This window comes from Bradyrhizobium sp. CSA207 (assembly GCF_029051685.1).
GTDB lineage: Bacteria > Pseudomonadota > Alphaproteobacteria > Rhizobiales > Xanthobacteraceae > Bradyrhizobium.
The window spans coordinates 13,113-28,184 of the sequence record NZ_JAACFT010000047.1; the positions used below are offsets into that span (position 1 = coordinate 13,113).

Annotated in this window: 15 protein-coding genes; 5 read left to right on the forward strand and 10 right to left on the reverse strand. The window is 65.3% G+C overall.

Features of this window, described 5'->3' with window-relative positions; genetic code table 11:
* Positions 1–193 precede the first annotated feature (193 nt).
* The 7 genes from flhA to GWG65_RS35775 all read right to left on the reverse strand — a co-directional run bounded on the left by flhA (position 194) and on the right by GWG65_RS35775 (position 7,078).
* Positions 194–2,335: a flagellar biosynthesis protein FlhA gene (gene flhA, locus GWG65_RS35745; protein ID WP_275200134.1), complete on the reverse strand. Its 2,142-nt coding sequence runs from the start codon at positions 2,333–2,335 to the stop codon at positions 194–196.
* 344 nt (positions 2,336–2,679) lie between these two features.
* Positions 2,680–2,979 (reverse strand): copper-binding protein, encoded by a 300-nt coding sequence (locus GWG65_RS35750; RefSeq protein ID WP_275200135.1) that lies wholly within the window; start codon positions 2,977–2,979, stop codon positions 2,680–2,682.
* Positions 2,980–2,994: 15 nt separating this feature from the next.
* Positions 2,995–3,450: a cupredoxin family protein gene (locus tag GWG65_RS35755; protein ID WP_275200136.1), complete on the reverse strand. Its 456-nt coding sequence runs from the start codon at positions 3,448–3,450 to the stop codon at positions 2,995–2,997.
* A 32-nt stretch (positions 3,451–3,482) separates the two neighbouring features.
* Positions 3,483–4,814 (reverse strand): copper oxidase, encoded by a 1,332-nt coding sequence (locus GWG65_RS35760; protein ID WP_275200137.1) that lies wholly within the window; start codon positions 4,812–4,814, stop codon positions 3,483–3,485.
* A gap of 13 nt (positions 4,815–4,827) precedes the next feature.
* Entirely contained in the window at positions 4,828–6,264 is a 1,437-nt protein-coding gene (locus GWG65_RS35765) for a TolC family protein (protein WP_275200138.1), read from the reverse strand.
* Between the two features lie 9 nt (positions 6,265–6,273).
* Positions 6,274–6,558, reverse strand: a complete 285-nt coding sequence (locus GWG65_RS35770) for a hypothetical protein (RefSeq protein WP_275200139.1) — start codon at positions 6,556–6,558, stop codon at positions 6,274–6,276.
* 79 nt (positions 6,559–6,637) lie between these two features.
* Positions 6,638–7,078: a hypothetical protein gene (locus GWG65_RS35775; protein ID WP_275200140.1), complete on the reverse strand. Its 441-nt coding sequence runs from the start codon at positions 7,076–7,078 to the stop codon at positions 6,638–6,640.
* Between the two features lie 222 nt (positions 7,079–7,300).
* Between GWG65_RS35775 and GWG65_RS35780 the strand changes: the two genes are divergently transcribed.
* Positions 7,301–8,488, forward strand: coding sequence for an MFS transporter (locus GWG65_RS35780; RefSeq protein ID WP_275200141.1), 1,188 nt, complete (start codon positions 7,301–7,303; stop codon positions 8,486–8,488).
* Here GWG65_RS35780 and GWG65_RS35785 read toward each other — a convergent pair.
* Together GWG65_RS35785 and GWG65_RS35790 are read right to left on the reverse strand one after the other, a co-directional pair.
* A complete protein-coding gene (locus tag GWG65_RS35785; RefSeq protein WP_275200142.1) occupies positions 8,485–8,883 on the reverse strand; it encodes a DUF4864 domain-containing protein in 399 nt (132 codons plus the stop codon). The two genes, GWG65_RS35780 and GWG65_RS35785, sit on opposite strands and share 4 nt — an antisense overlap.
* A 67-nt stretch (positions 8,884–8,950) precedes the next feature.
* Positions 8,951–9,367 (reverse strand): cupin domain-containing protein, encoded by a 417-nt coding sequence (locus GWG65_RS35790; RefSeq protein ID WP_275200143.1) that lies wholly within the window; start codon positions 9,365–9,367, stop codon positions 8,951–8,953.
* 94 nt (positions 9,368–9,461) lie between these two features.
* Between GWG65_RS35790 and GWG65_RS35795 the strand changes: the two genes are divergently transcribed.
* Complete coding sequence (locus GWG65_RS35795; protein ID WP_275200144.1) at positions 9,462–10,367, forward strand: LysR family transcriptional regulator; 906 nt, start codon at positions 9,462–9,464, stop codon at positions 10,365–10,367.
* Between the two features lie 2 nt (positions 10,368–10,369).
* On the opposite strand, the gene GWG65_RS35800 is transcribed toward GWG65_RS35795, so the two are convergent.
* Positions 10,370–11,008, reverse strand: coding sequence for a TetR/AcrR family transcriptional regulator (locus GWG65_RS35800; RefSeq protein WP_275200145.1), 639 nt, complete (start codon positions 11,006–11,008; stop codon positions 10,370–10,372).
* Between the two features lie 242 nt (positions 11,009–11,250).
* Between GWG65_RS35800 and GWG65_RS35805 the strand changes: the two genes are divergently transcribed.
* Genes GWG65_RS35805 through GWG65_RS35815 form a run of 3 tightly spaced genes read left to right on the forward strand, consistent with a single transcriptional unit; the run spans position 11,251 to position 15,054 of the window.
* A complete protein-coding gene (locus GWG65_RS35805) occupies positions 11,251–11,748 on the forward strand; it encodes a 2Fe-2S iron-sulfur cluster-binding protein (protein WP_275200146.1) in 498 nt (165 codons plus the stop codon).
* Entirely contained in the window at positions 11,745–12,800 is a 1,056-nt protein-coding gene (locus GWG65_RS35810) for a xanthine dehydrogenase family protein subunit M (RefSeq protein WP_275200147.1), read from the forward strand. Before GWG65_RS35805 ends, GWG65_RS35810 begins: the two co-directional genes overlap by 4 nt.
* Complete coding sequence (locus GWG65_RS35815) at positions 12,793–15,054, forward strand: xanthine dehydrogenase family protein molybdopterin-binding subunit (RefSeq protein ID WP_275200148.1); 2,262 nt, start codon at positions 12,793–12,795, stop codon at positions 15,052–15,054. The genes GWG65_RS35810 and GWG65_RS35815 overlap by 8 nt, the downstream gene beginning before the upstream one ends.
* Positions 15,055–15,072 lie beyond the last annotated feature (18 nt).

The following is a 15,072-nucleotide window of genomic DNA, read 5'->3' on the forward strand; positions in this document are numbered from 1 at the left end:
AAGGGGCGGTCACAAGAGCGTGACAGGACGTGAACTGCCGCGATCAAAAGCGGCACCTGATCATGCGATTTTACAATTATTTCAATGCTGTAATGTGCATGCAAGGCGCCTTGTCGGCCTTTGGTCCACAAGGCGCCAGGAACTCAAAAACCATTTGCCTGTGGCCAAAAAACATACGGCTTCTTGAGGCAAATCAGACGCTTCCGACCGTTTTCAACCTCGCCCTAGGGTGGATTTCTGCCTGCGACAGCACCGTGGTCTGGGCACGGAACCGCTCGACCAGCGAACGCACGAACGGACGAATTGCCGCAGATGTAACCAGTACCGGCGCCTCGCCTTCGCGGGCCGCGCGCTCGAACGCCTCGCGCACGGCGGTCATGAACTCCGACAGTTTCGACGGCTGCATCGCGAGGCTGCGCTCCTCGCCCTGGCCGATGATGGATTCGGCAAAGGCCTGCTCCCACCGCGCCGACAGCGCGATCAGCGGCAGATAACCGTTATAGGAGGTGTTCTGCGCACAGATCTGCCGCGCCAGCCGGGCACGGACGTGTTCGACCATGGTCGCCGGATTGCGCGAGAAGGCCAGAGAGTCCGCGATGCCTTCGAGAATGGTCGAGAGGTCGCGGATCGAGATGCGCTCGGCGAGCAGAAGCTGCAGCACGCGCTGGATGCCGGAGACCGTGACCTGCCCGGGCACGATATCCTTGACCAGCTCTCCCTGCTCCTTCGGCAGCTCCTTGAGCAGCTTCTGCACCTCGCCATAGGACAACAGGTCCGACATGTTGCCTTTGAGCAGCTCGGTGAGGTGGGTCGAGAGCACGGTCGCCGCGTCGACCACCGTGTAGCCCTTAAGCGAGGCCTCTTCCTTCAGGCTGGCGTCCACCCAGGTCGCGGGCAGGCCGAAAGTCGGCTCGGTGGTGTGGATGCCGGGCAGCTGCACCTGGTTGCCGCCGGGGTCCATGACCATGAACTGGTTCGGCCAGATCTTGCCGGTGCCGGCGTCGACCTCCTTGATCTTGATGATGTAGGTGTTGGCCTCGAGCTGGACGTTGTCGAGGATGCGCACCGACGGCATTACAAAGCCCATCTCGATCGCGAGCGAGCGGCGCAAGGCCTTGATCTGCTCGGTGAGGCGGTCGGTGCCATCGGGACCATTGACGAGCGGCAAGAGCGCATAGCCAAGCTCGATCTTGAGGTCGTCGATCTTGAGCGCTGCCGAGATCGGCTCTTCCTGAGCGGCGGCGCCCGGCGCACCGGGCGTGCCGGCGGCGGGCGCGGCCTTGGCGGCTTCGTCGGCTTTTGCGGTGGCACGGTTGCGTTTGCGCGCCGACCAGGCCAGCGCGCCGGCGCCCGCGCCGAGCGCGAGGAAGGGGAGGGTCGGAATACCCGGCAGCGCCGCCAATACCAGCATGACCGCGGAGGACATCGCCAGCGCCTGCGGATAGCCGGAGAACTGCTTCATCAGCGCCTTGTCGGCCGCACCCGAAACGCCCGCCTTGGAGACGAGCAGGCCGGCCGCGGTCGAGACGATCAGCGCCGGCACCTGGGTGACGAGGCCGTCGCCGACGGTCAGCAGCGTGTAGCTGCGGCCGGCATCGGCAAAAGACAGGCCCTGCTGCGCCACGCCGATGATCATGCCGCCGACGACGTTGATGAAGACAATCAGCAGGCCGGCGATGGCGTCGCCGCGGACGAACTTGGAGGCACCGTCCATGGCGCCGAAGAAGCCGCTCTCGTCCTCCAGCGCCTTGCGCCGTTCCTTGGCGACCTTCTCGTCGATCAGGCCGGCGGAAAGGTCGGCGTCGATCGCCATCTGCTTGCCGGGCATGGCGTCGAGGTGGAAGCGCGCGGCGACTTCGGCGATACGGCCCGAGCCCTTGGTGATGACGACGAAATTGACGATGACCAGGATAGCGAAAACGATGATGCCGATGACGAAATTGCCGCCCATCACGAAGCTGCCGAAGGCTTCGATAACATGACCGGCGGCATCCGTGCCCTCGTGCCCGTGCGACAGGATCAGGCGGGTCGAAGCCATGTTGAGCGACAGGCGCAGCATGGTCGAGATCAAGAGGATGGTCGGGAAGGCGGAGAATTCCAGCGGCGCCTGAATGAACAGCGACGTCATCAGGATCAGGATCGAGAGCGTGATCGAGATCGCCAGGAACAGGTCCAGCACGATCGCGGGCAGAGGCAGGATCAGCACCACCAGGATGGTGAGGATGCCGAGCGCGAGCGCGATATCGCCGCGCTTGAGGACGTTGACGATCTCGGTGAGGGAGGGGAGGCCGGGCCTCGCCCCGCCTACGCCCTGTCCCGCGGTGACATCGACCATGGTAGCTGCCTCCCCGCGCGATCGTCGCCCGCGCGCCCCAAACGTCTGCGCGGCGGCCGATGGGCCGCCGTTTCGAAAGTGAGGCACCGCACTGGCGTCCACGGGAGCTCCCGTTCTACGCGGCTGACGACACTCGACTCCACTGGGCAATTTTTGCCCGGTGTATGGTTAGCAAAGGGTTAACGCGGGGTGCGGCAAGAGTGCGGGCTGGGTGCTTTAGCCCGTCATTCCGGGGCGCGCGTAGCGCGAACCCGGAATCCATCGTGCGGCAAGCGATGTAGAGACATGGATTCCGGGCTCGCGCCAAGAGGCGCGCCCCGGAATAACCCCTGGGGGAGGGGCCCCTATTTCGCCTTCTCGATCTTCGTCACTGTGTACCCCGCCGCGGCCTCCTCGGCCTCGAAGGTCACCTTGTCGCCGACCTTGACCTGCTTGAGCACCGCCGGGTCCTTGACCCGGTAGACCATGGTCATGGGTTCATCCATGCCGAGGTTCTTGGCGGGGCCGTGCTTGAGCGTGATCTTTCCCGCGCCCTCGTCGATCTTCTTCACCTCGCCATTGACGGACGCGGCTTGCGCGGGTGCGCCTGCGGTCAGGCCGAGCGCCAGTGTGAGGGCTGCGGTCATGCGGATGATCGGTTTCATGGTTCTCTCCATTGGTTATTTCACCGTGACGCGGCCGACCATGCCGTAGTCGCGGTGGTCGGGGATCAGGCAGGAAAATTCGAACGTGCCGGCCTTGCTGAACTTCCAGAGGACCTCGGTCGTCTTGTTCGGCGCGAGTCGCACTCCGTTTGGCTCGTCGTGCTCCATGTGCGGATGCTTCTTCATCACCTCGGCGTGTGCGAGATTCTCTTTGGTGGTGGCGAGCAGGAATTCATGGTCCTCCTTGCCGACGTTGCGCAGCACGAAGCGGATCTGCTCGCCGCGTTTGACCTCGATCCTTGACGGCTCGTAGTTCATCTCGCTCATCGCGATCTCGATGACGCGCGCGGGCTTTTTGGGATCGCCTGGCTCGCCGGCCGAGAAAGACTCGTGGCCGTGATTTTCATGCGCGCTGGTGGGCGCAATCGAGAGCGCAGCCAGCGCCAGGACCAGTTTGATCGTCTTCTTCATTGTCGTCTCCAGTTGGTGGTTCATCGAAACGTTCACATCTTCATCTTCTGCATCGGCGTCCCCGGCTGCCGTGCAGGTTCTGCCGCCGGTGAGGCGACCTCGTAGGCGACGGTGCCTTGCGGGAACTGGTAAGGCCCGGGATCGCGGTAATCGTCGCGCGCCATTCCCTCGCGGATCTTCATCACCGTGAACATGCCGCCCATCTCGATCGGGCCGAACTGCCCGGTGCCGGTCATCATCGGCAGCGTGTTGTCGGGCGCGGGCATCTCCATGTTGCCCATCGCCATGCCTGTCGAACCCATTGCCATGCCGTCCGGCGCGAGCTTGCCGACGGCCTTCGCGAGATCCTTGCGCGACACGCCGATCATGTTGCGCATGTCGTGGCCCATTGAGTTCATGGTGTGATGCGACTTGTGGCAGTGGAACGCCCAGTCGCCGGGATTGTCGGCGAGGACATCGAACACGCGCACCGCGCCTACCGGAACGTCGGTGGTCGTCTCCGGATATTGCGCGCTCTCCGGAATCCAGCCGCCGTCGGTGCTGGTCACCGCAAAACTGTGGCCGTGCAGATGGATCGGATGGTTGGTCATGCTGAGATTGCCGATGCGCACGCGCACCTTGTCGCCGAGCCTGACCGGGAGCGGATCGATGCCGGGAAACACCCGCGAATTCCAGGTCCACATGTTGAAGTCGGTCATCTCGTTGACTTTCGGCAGATACGTGCCGGGCTCGACGAGGTAGGTGCTCATCACGAAGACGAAATCGCGGTCGACGTGACGGAAATTCGGGTCGCGCGGATGCACGACGAACATGCCCATCATGCCCATCGCCATCTGCACCATCTCGTCGGAATGCGGGTGGTACATGAAGGTTCCGCTCTTCTTCATCTCGAACTCGTAGACGAAGGTCTTGCCGGGCTCGATGTGCGGCTGGTTCAGCCCGCCGACACCGTCCATGCCGCTCGGCACGATCATGCCGTGCCAGTGCACGGTGGTGTATTCGGGCAGTCTGTTGGTGACGAAGATGCGGACCTTGTCGCCCTCGACCGCCTCGATGGTCGGGCCCGGCGACTGGCCGTTATAGCCCCACAGGTTCACCTTCATACCTTCGGCGAACTCGCGCACCACCGGCTCGGCGACGAGATGAAATTCCTTCCAGTCGCCGTTCATGCGGAACGGCAGGGTCCAGCCGTTCAGCGTGACGACGGGGCGGTAGTCCGGGCCGCTGGCCGGATGCAATGGCGGCTGCATCACCGCCTTGTCCATATGCGGGGCTTCCGGAATGCTCGCGGCCTGGACGCGGCCTTGAATCGCGCTCGCGCTCACGAGCGCGGCGGTGCCCAAAAATCCTCGGCGGGAAAACATGTTGGCCTCCATCTCAGTGGCCGCCCTCGGCAGGTGCTGCCGCGGCGATGGTGGTCGGATTGTCGCCGCTGGAAGCCGGCGAGCCGCCGCCATTGACGACAGTCTGCAACTCGGACTGGGCGAGGAAGTAGCTTTGCTTCGCATCGATCGCCCCGCGCAGCGATGCCAGGCGCTGCCGCGCTTCGGTCAGTAGCGCGAAGATATCGACCTGCATGCTGGAGAAACGGAGCTGCATCTCCTCGGTGATGATCTTGCGCAACGGCACGATCTCGCGCTGATAGTGGCTGGCGATGTCATAGGTCGATCGGTAGGTGCGGTAAGCATCGCGCGCTTCGGAGCGGACGTTGACGGCGCGCTCGGTCAGACGATTGAAGGCGAGATTGTAGGTCTCCGCCGCCTGCCGCACCCGCACCTCGCCGCCGTCGAAGATCGGGATCTGGAACTGCACGTCGAAGCCGCGCTCGCGGAACGGTGCGCTGTCCGGATCCTGGGTGCGGCGGGAAATGCCGGCCAGATCGAGCAGCGTCACGAAGCGCGTCGCCTCGGTAAGGTTGAGCGCTTTGGCCAGCGCGGTCAGCTCGAGCCGCGCGATCTGCAAGTCGATGCGATGACCAACGGCGTCGGCCTCGATCGAAGGCAGCGCCAGCGGCCGGCGCGGTAGTGGCGGGAGCTGACTGGGCAGACGGAAGTCAAGGCCGTCGTCCCACAGCCCCATCAGGCGCGCGAGCCTTTCCCGCCCGCTCGTCGCGGCCTGACGCGCGGCGGCGAGATCGGCGGTGGTCTCGGCGTAAAATACCTGCTCGCGGGCCTGGTCGAGCTTGTTGATCGAGCCGGTCTCGCCGAGCTTGGCGGCGAGCTGCGCGGTCGATTCCGCCATCGACTTGGCGTCCGTCAGCAGCACCACCATCTCGTTGGCCGCGACCGCCCTGACATGGGCGCGCCGAACATCGGCGGCGAGCCGGAGGGTCGCCAGCGCTGCGCGCAACTGCGCCTGTCGGAAACGCTCGCGCGCGATGTCGGAGCGGAACGGCAGTGTTGCCAGCGCCAGGATGTCGCCGACCACTTGGCGTTCGATTTCGTTCGCGCCGTTGCCGCTGATGCGCGAGACTGAGAACACCGGATTGGGCGGCAGGCTCTGTTCCACCAGATCAGTCTCGGCCAGTGCCAGCTCGTTATAGGTGGCTTGAAGTCCCTTGTTGTTGAGCAGCGCGATCTGCACGGCCGCGTCCGTGCTCAGCGTGCGCGACAACAGCCGGCGGACGGTTTCATTGGCTGCCTCCGCACCCTCAGGCGACCGGACGAAGGCCACGTCCTTGTGGATGGTCTGGCTGGTCAGGTCCGAGACCGCGGACATGCCGCTGTCAGGCGAGAAGGCGGCGCAGCCGGCAAGACCGGGTACGGAGAGGCCGAGCGCAGCCAGCAGCAGGCCGCGCGCAAAATGGTGTGCCATGGCGCGCTCCTACCGGGGTTGCTTGGGCTGCGGCGCAACGTTGTCGTTGCGCTCGAGCCATGGTGCCGGTGTCGCGGGCCGCAGACTGGTGTAGGGCGCGATCGTCGAGCGATAGCCGACAGGCGCGACCTTGGCCGCTGGATCGGCCGGGTCGGCGCTGGCGAGCGGCACGGCGGCCGGCATGCAGCCTGACAGCGCCAGTCCAACCGCCGCCAGCAACAGCCATCTGAATCGAAAGTATCGTCCGCGCGCCGAGAATACGGCAGCGGATCTCGCTCCGAAAAGCGTAAGCATGAATCATCCCTGATCTGTCCGAGGACCACGGGCGTGCGCGCGCAGACGCGCGACGCCTCAAGTCGTGACGTTGCTCAGATCAGACGATGGGAGGGCGGTAGAGTAGGGGCGGCGCCTCGCTGTGCACGCGAACGGCGATCTCCGGGGCGCAAGTGGAGATCGGCAGGATCGGCTTTGCGATACCAGGCAGATCGGCCGGCAGCGCCGTCACGCACATCGTCCCGCAGCACGGGCTCAGCTTGCCCTTGCCGTCGTGATGATGCTGTGCGGGCGCGTCCTGCGCAGCGGCGTGGTCATGACCATGGCTCTTGGCATGATCATGCGCTGTGTTGCCCGCGTGAATATGGCTGGTCTGATGATGTGCCGGCACAAGATCGGCCAGCACGGCGTCATCGGTCAGGCATGGCGCCGCCGTGCCCAAGGCAAGTGCCGCGGCCGGCGCGACGACGCAGAACAGATAGGCGAGGGCAACGAGCCATCCCGCCCTTATCCGTACTGATCGCGTCAACCGAAGGAACATGCGTCCGAAACACCTGTCGCGCGCCATGATGCACACGCAGATTGCAGACTAATGGCAAATCGCGATTTCGCCAAGCACTTCTTACCGCAGTGCACCGCGCATGCCCAATATCGCGGCACGATGCTTGACCGTGCGGCGATCACCGAACATGTTCCGCGCGTGCACGCACCAAATCCAGGACAAAGACCGGCTGCTTTCAGCCCTGACTCGCGTCAGGCCTGGGTGCGGCTCATTATTGCGCTTCTGATCGGCTCGATCGGCGCCGTCGGCATGTGGGCGGTCGTTGTCGTGATTCCCGTGGTGCAGGCCGAGTTCGCCGCCACGCGCGGCGCGGTGTCGCTCGCCTTCACCCTCATGATGTTCGGCTTCGGGATAGGCGGCGTGATCGCCGGCAAGATCACCGACCGGTTCGGCATCGTGCCGGCGATGGCGATCAGCATCGCCTTCCTCGGCGTCGCCAATATCCTGGCGGGGCTCTCGACCATGCTCTGGCAGTTCGTCGCCGCCTACTTCCTGATCGGCCTCGGCACGTCGGCGACGTTCGCGCCGCTGATGGCGGAGGCTTCGCATTGGTTCGAGCGCTATCGCGGGCTGGCCGTGACCATCGTCGCCAGCGGCAACTACGTCGCCGGCACCATTTGGCCGCCGATCGTGAGCTTTGGCATGCAGAACTACGGCTGGCGCTACACCCATATCGGCATCGGCCTCGTCTGCGCCAGCCTGATGACGATGCTCGTGCTGGTCCTGCGTTCGCAGATGGGTGACGACAAGGTCCGCAATCACGCCAACGCGACGCCGCCGCGGGTCGACCTCAAGCTTTCGACCAACACGCTGACGGTGCTGCTCTCGATCGCCTCCATCGCCTGCTGCGTGGCGATGGCAATGCCGCAAGTGCACATCGTTGCCTATTGCGGCGATCTCGGCTTCGGCGTGGCGCGAGGGGCGGAGATGCTGTCGCTGATGATGGCCTGCGGCATCGTCAGCCGGATCGGCTCAGGATATCTCGCCGACAAGATCGGCGGCATTCCCACGCTGCTGATCGGATCGGTGGCCCAAGGCTTCGCACTGGTGTTTTACCTGTTCTTCGACAGCCTCGCCTCGCTCTATCTGATCTCCGCGATGTTCGGCCTGTTCCAGGGCGGCATCGTGCCGAGTTACGCCATCATCGTGCGCGAGGCGATGCCGGCCAGCGAGGCGGCAACGCGCGTCGGCATCGTGATCTTCGCCTCGGTGTTCGGCATGTCCTTCGGCGGCTGGGTGTCCGGCGTCATCTTCGACGGCACCGGCTCCTACGCCGCGGCCTTCGCCAACGGCGTCGCCTGGAACGCGCTCAATGTCGGGATCGTCGTGCTGCTGCTGATCCGCTCGCGCATGAATTCGGTGAGAGCCGGACCGGGCTTTGCGACCTAAACCGCCTGTCCCGCCTTCAAGAGCGAGCAGCCGGTGTAGCTGCCGTCGCCCTGCTGCTCGAGCGTGTAGAGCGCCTCCCAGGCTTCGCCATTGGCATCGACGATGTGGACGCGCTGCGCGATCCGGTTGCCTTCGATCCTGCTCTCGCCGAACTCAAAACTCTTGTGCCGGTAGACCGGCGCGTAGCCGTTTTGCACCATGGACATAAAGATGTCCGGCGCGGGAAAGATTTCCCTGATCGCCGGTGCGGCGTGGGAATAGGCAGCAGCCGAATCGTCGCGGACGAATGCCTGCTCCTGGGCGCGAATCACGCCTTGTGCCGCTGCGACATCGTCGGCCGTGCGTGCGGATGCGCCGCCCAGCAGCACAAATATCACGACAAGGACCGCACGCACGGCAAAACCTCGCTTGGCCATCCCGGTTCAGCAAGCATATCGCCAGGCGGATGCCCAGGCAAACGGCCTAATGTGACAGCGGATCGAGGAAGGGGGTGTCGACCGCGCTGACATAAAAGATCACGACCCTGGTCTCGCCGCTCGTCCGATTGTAGCCGGTCATCGCCACGTTCGGCGGTTCCACCAGTGCCTCGCCGGCCTTCACCGTTAGCGGCGGCTTGCCCTCGAGCTCGAGTGTGAAGGCGCCTTCGAGCACATAGACAGTCACCGGGAAGCGGTGGCTATGATAGGGCGTCTTGTCGCCCGGCTTGAACGACGCGGTCATTACCCGCACGGACTGCTTCTCGTCCTTCGGTAAGCCTTCAACCACTTGGCCAAGCACCAGATTCGGTTTGGCGAGACCCTGTGCCCCGTGGTCCTGCGCGGCGGCTGCGGCTGACCATCCCAGAACGATTGCGGCGCTGAGAACGAAACGGGGGCGCATCCGAAGTCTCCATTTGTAAGGTCGCTGAAGACATCAGCCTAGGTGCCGTCGCTCAGGCGCGGGAGCCGCAACATTGCGGTCGGCGGCCGCAGAAGTGCATAATCCCTTTATGTTCGACTGGAATGACCTCAAATATTTCCTGGCGGTCGCGCGGCACGGCAGCACCATTGCCGCCGGCAAGGCGCTCGACCTCAGCCAGTCGACCGTGCACCGGCGGCTCGAGGAGCTGGAGCGGCGGCTCGGCCGCACTCTGGTGACGCGTCAGCCGAGCGGCTACCGCCTCACCGAATTCGGTCACATCATGCTGCCTTATGCCGAGCGGATCGAAGCCACCATCGACGACTTCCAGCGTCGGACGATCGACGCCGAGCAGGATATGAAGGGCGTGATCCGCGTCACCTGTCCCGAGCCGATCGTCGCCCGGCTCATCCAATCCGGTCTCGTCGGCAATTTTCACGGGCTGCATCCCTCGCTGCGCGTCGAATTCGTGATGAGCGACGGCTATCTCGACCTGTCGAAGGGCGAGGTCGATATCGCTTTTCGCTCGGGCGATACCGACGACGAGCTGGTCGGGCGCAAGATCGCCGAGTCGATCTGGGCGGTTTACGCCAGCCGCGACTATCTCAACCGGCACGGCCCCCCGGAGCGTGTCGAGGATCTCACGCGTCATTTGCTGGTCGGGCTGGACGAATCCCTTGCCAATCACCGCGCCGTCAAATGGCTGAAGGAGGTCGCGCCCAATGCCAAGATGGCTGCGCGCGTTAACAGCGTGCTTGGCCTCGTTTCCGCGATCAAATCCGGCGTCGGCATCGGTCCGCTTCCCGTCGCGCTCGGCGATGCCGAAGCCGATCTCGTGCGCGTACTTGGCCCGATTCCGGAATTGACGCGGAGCTGGCGCATCCTGACGCACCCCGATCTCCGGCGCGTGCCGCGGATCGCCGCCTTCTTCGACTTTATCGTGCACCAGCGCGAGGCGCTGAAGCCGATCCTGACAGGGTGATGCTATCGACTCCGCTTCGCGGCTGGCTTCGCCGGTTTGGTGGCGCGCGGTTTTGCCTTGACGGCGGTCTGAATGCACAGCCCATCGACGAGCACGCCAAGCATTCGCAGCACCGAGGATTGCCAGCCGGGCTGGTCGTGCATGTAGCACATCCCGATCAGCGCCCGGAGCAGGTCTTCCGGGCTGATGTCGGCACGCATCTGCCCGGCCGCAACCGCGCGGTCGAGCAGTGAGCCGATCGCCTTGGTCAGCCGGTCCATTGAGAAGGCGGCGAGCTCCGACGAACTCTGAAAGGTCAACGCCAGCGCGGCCGACATGCCCTTTTTCGTGGCAACGAATTCGACGGCGGAACACAGCCAGCGGCGCAGCGCGTCGACGGGGTCCTTGGCGCTTCGCAGATGCTCGGCGAGTTCGCTGAGCTGCTCGACCTCGCGACGGTACACCGCCTCGTATAAATCCTCTCGGGTCGGGAAGTGCCGATAGAGCGTGCCGATGCCGACGCCGGCGCGCTTCGCGACGGCCTCGAGGCTCGCCTCGGGCCCGCCCGCATTGAACACGGTTTTCGCCGCCTCAAGCACGCGCTCGCGATTGCGCACGGCATCGGCGCGGGGTTTGCGGATCTGGTCGGCGTGGTCGTCCATGCCGGCAATGTAGATCACGAATTGGTTAGATTGAACCCTTGCAGGGCTGCATCGCGTTGTCTGCGCACGGGCTTTTGACGAATTCCAAATATTTTCGGGCAGCTCTTGTTAAACGGAGGGAGCCTCCGTATCTTCGTTCAAACGTCGGCTCGGATCGCGTCCGGTCGGCGCAAAAATCGACGGCGGCCACGGCGGTGGCGCGACGCGCGATCACTCATGTCCATATCTGATCGGAGCCTTGTATGAACCACTCCATCAGCCTCACCGTGAACGGTGCGCGGCGCGACTTCGTCCTCGACGATCCGCGCGTCACGCTGCTCGATCTCCTGCGTGAGCGCCTCCATCTCACCGGAACCAAGAAGGGATGCGACCGCGGCCAGTGCGGCGCGTGCACCATTCTCGTCGACGGCAAGCGCATCAACTCCTGCCTGGCGCTCGCCATCAGCCATGACGGCGCCGATATCCTCACCATCGAAGGTGTCGCGCACGGCGACCAGCTTCACCCCGTACAAGCCGCCTTGATCGCCCATGACGGCTTCCAGTGCGGCTTCTGCACGCCGGGCCATATCATGAGCGCGATCGGCATGATGCGCGAAGGCCAGGCTGGCAACGATCCCGAGCGGGTCCGCGAATGCATGAGCGGCAATCTCTGCCGCTGCGGCGCCTATGCCGGCATCGTCGATGCCGTGCTGGAGGCGCAGGCCGGCATGGACGAATCCAATCAGAGGCGCTCCGCATGAAACCGTTCGATTATGTCAGGCCGGCCACGGTCGCCGAGGCCGTTGCCGCCGCCGCCCAACCGGGCGCCGTCTATCTTGCCGCCGGCACCAATCTGCTCGATCTGATGAAGGGCAATGTCAGCCGCCCGGATCGCCTGGTTGATGTCACCCATCTCGGAGGGCTCGACCGCATCGAGCATCTCGCCGACGGGGCGCTGCGCATCGGCGCGCTCGTGCGCAATGCCGATCTGGCGCATGATCCCGAATTCGCAAGCGCCTATCCCGCCATCGCTGAAGCGCTTCTCTCTGGCGCCTCAGCGCAACTGCGCAACACCGCGACGGTCGGCGGCAATCTCCTGCAACGGACACGCTGCGCCTATTTCTACGACACCGCCAGCCGCTGCAACAAGCGCGAGGCCGGCAGCGGTTGCGACGCCCGCGACGGCGAGAACCGCTCCCACGCCGTGCTCGGCTGGAGCGACAGTTGCATCGCCACGCATCCTTCCGACTTCTGCGTTCCGCTGGTCGCACTCGATGCGGTCGTCGAGATCGAGGGCGGGAACGGCCGGCGCGAAATCGCCCTTGACGAATTGCATCGCTTGCCCGGCGATACACCGGAGCGCGACACCACACTTGAGCCCGGTGACCTTATCGTCGCGGTGCGTCTGCCGCCTGCGGCCCGCGGCTTCGCCGCGCATGCGCGCTACCTCAAGGTTCGCGAGCGCACGTCCTATGCCTTTGCCGTCGTCTCGGCCGCCGCTGCGTTGCTGATCGAGAATGGCAAGATCAAACAGGCGCGGCTCGGGCTCGGCGGCGTCGCCGCAAAGCCGTGGCGGGCTCGTGCTGCGGAAGACGTTCTCAAGGACGTCGCGCCGACCGCAGACGCTTTCCAGGAAGCCGCCTGGCGCGCGCTCAGTGACGCAAAACCGTCCGGCGACAATGCCTTCAAGATCGAGCTCGCGCGCCGCATCGTCGTGCGCGCGCTGACACTTGCCGCCGCCGGTACGCCGGCGCGTATGCCGGCGCTGCCGGCATCTCCCTTTGCCTCGACCTCCGGAGCCCTCCATGCCTGAGCTCAATCTCACCAGCGCGCCCGCCCATCTGCGGCACGGCTCGAACATCGGCCAGCCGCTGACCCGCCGCGACGGCGTTCTCAAGGTCAAGGGGCAGGCGACCTACGCCGCCGATAACCATCCATCCGGGATGCTGTTTGCGGTGATGGCCGTGTCCAGCATCGCGCGCGGCCGCGTGACCTCGCTCGATGTCGCCGCCGCCAGGCGCCATCCCGGTGTGGTCGACGTCATGACATCAGACCACAAGCCGCCGCTCGCGATCGATCCTGAGATCAAGACCAATCCGTTCGTGTTCCGGATGGAAGTGTTGCAGAGCGACGAGGTTCGCTACGCTAACCAGCCGATCGCCGTGGTGATCGCGGAAACGCTGGAGGCGGCGACGGAAGGCGCGGCGTTGCTGGCACCGCGCTATGAGACGCTGCCTGCGCTGATCGGGCTCGACGCCGGCGACAGCTTCGTGCCGCCGGTCGTCGGTGTCGGCAACCCGACCGAGAATCACCGGGGCGACGTCGAGGCGGGCCTTGCTTCAGCCGAGAAGCGGATCGAAGCCGTTTACGAGACGCCGCCGCAATATCACAACGCGATGGAGCCGCATGCGATCGTCGCCGCGTGGGACGGCGACAATCTGTCGGTCGACATGCCGACCCAGGGTCTATTCCTGTCGCGCGCCCGCATCGCCGAACTGTTCGGCATAGCGCCGGACAAGATCCATATCCGCAGTCCGTTCCTCGGCGGCGGCTTCGGCTCCAAGGGCCTGATGGCCGGCCCGCAGGTGCTTGGCGTCATGGCCGCAAGGCTTGTCGGCAAGCCCGTCAAGCTCGTGCTGCGCCGTGAGCAGATGTATGGCCCGGTCGGCCATCGTGCGCCAACGCGTCAGCGGCTGCGCATGGGCACGGACGGCGAGGGACGCCTGACCGCGCTCGATCACCACGCCAGGACCGTATCGAGCACATTTGACGACTTCTACGAGCCCGCGGCCGACGCCTCGCATTCGCTCTATGCCAGCCCGGCAATCCGCACCTCGCATGACGCAGTGCGCGTCAACACCGGCACGCCGCTGTTCATGCGGGCGCCGGGCGAAGCGACGGGCTCGATCGCGCTGGAGAGCGCGATCGACGAGATGGCCTGGGCCTGCGGAATCGATCCGCTGGCCTTCCGCCTGAAGAATTATGCGGAAGTCGAGCCGATCACGGGCAAGCCGTTTTCCTCCAAGGCGCTGCGCGCCTGCTACGAGCAGGGGGCGGCGCGCTTCGGCTGGGCGAAGCGGCCGTTGCAGCCGCGGCAGATGCGTGACGATGCCGGGCTTCTGGTCGGCTGGGGCATGGGCACCGCGACTTTCCCGGCCTTGATGTTCCAGGCCGAAGCCCGCGCGGCGATCCGCCGTGACGGCACGGGCGCCATGGAGATCGGCGCGCATGACATGGGGCAGGGCGCCTGGACCGCGCTGGCCCAGATCGCGGCCGACGGGCTCGGGCTCGACATCGATCGGGTCGCGTTCAAGGCGGGCACATCGGACTTGCCCGATGCCGGCATCGCCGGCGGCTCTGCACATACCGCGACCGCCGGTGCGGCGATCCACAGCGCCGGCGCCGCCGTCATCGCCAAGCTCGCCGATCTGGCTACCGCTGACGAGCGCTCGCCGCTATTCGGCGCCGGCAATACCGGTGTGATCGCGCGCGACGGCAAGCTGTTCCGGCGCGACGATGAGAGCCGCGGCGAGAGCTACACCGAGATCCTTGCGCGCGCGGGTCTCGCCGAGATTGAAGCCCGCGGCATGGGCGCGCCGAACCCTGCGGCGATGGAAGAATATGCCATGCATGCCCATGGCGCGGTGTTTGCGGAAGTGAAGGTCGATCCCGAGCTCGGCCAGATTCGCGTCACGCGGATGGTCGGCGCTTTCGCGGCCGGGCGTATCGTCAATCCGCATCTGGTGAAGAGCCAGCTGTTCGGCGGCATGATCTGGGGCATGTCGTTTGCGCTGCACGAGGAGGCCATCACCGACCGGCGCAGCGGCCGGATCATGAACGCCAATCTCGGCGAGTACCACATCCCGGTGAATGCCGACGTGCCGCCGCTCGACGTGATCACGATCGAGGAGCACGATCCGCATGTCAATGCGCTCGGCATCAAGGGCGTCGGCGAGATCGGCATTACCGGCAGCGCCGGCGCGGTCGCCAATGCCGTCTGGCATGCGACCGGCGTGCGCGTTCGCCGCTTTCCGATCCGGATCGAGGAGTTGTTGACGCAGCGTTGAGGCTGCGGGCGGGCGAGG

Bases quoted from the DNA above. Each gene is read 5' to 3' on its own strand.
- flhA (WP_275200134.1), bottom strand. From the start codon at position 2,335: ATGGTCGATGTCACCGCGGGACAGGGCGTAGGCGGGGCGAGGCCCGGC.
- GWG65_RS35750 (WP_275200135.1), bottom strand. From the start codon at position 2,979: ATGAAACCGATCATCCGCATGACCGCAGCCCTCACACTGGCGCTCGGC.
- GWG65_RS35755 (WP_275200136.1), bottom strand. From the start codon at position 3,450: ATGAAGAAGACGATCAAACTGGTCCTGGCGCTGGCTGCGCTCTCGATT.
- GWG65_RS35760 (WP_275200137.1), bottom strand. From the start codon at position 4,814: ATGTTTTCCCGCCGAGGATTTTTGGGCACCGCCGCGCTCGTGAGCGCG.
- GWG65_RS35765 (WP_275200138.1), bottom strand. From the start codon at position 6,264: ATGGCACACCATTTTGCGCGCGGCCTGCTGCTGGCTGCGCTCGGCCTC.
- GWG65_RS35770 (WP_275200139.1), bottom strand. From the start codon at position 6,558: ATGCTTACGCTTTTCGGAGCGAGATCCGCTGCCGTATTCTCGGCGCGC.
- GWG65_RS35775 (WP_275200140.1), bottom strand. From the start codon at position 7,078: ATGTTCCTTCGGTTGACGCGATCAGTACGGATAAGGGCGGGATGGCTC.
- GWG65_RS35790 (WP_275200143.1), bottom strand. From the start codon at position 9,367: ATGCGCCCCCGTTTCGTTCTCAGCGCCGCAATCGTTCTGGGATGGTCA.
- GWG65_RS35800 (WP_275200145.1), bottom strand. From the start codon at position 11,008: ATGGACGACCACGCCGACCAGATCCGCAAACCCCGCGCCGATGCCGTG.
- GWG65_RS35805 (WP_275200146.1), top strand. From the start codon at position 11,251: ATGAACCACTCCATCAGCCTCACCGTGAACGGTGCGCGGCGCGACTTC.
- GWG65_RS35810 (WP_275200147.1), top strand. From the start codon at position 11,745: ATGAAACCGTTCGATTATGTCAGGCCGGCCACGGTCGCCGAGGCCGTT.
- GWG65_RS35815 (WP_275200148.1), top strand. From the start codon at position 12,793: ATGCCTGAGCTCAATCTCACCAGCGCGCCCGCCCATCTGCGGCACGGC.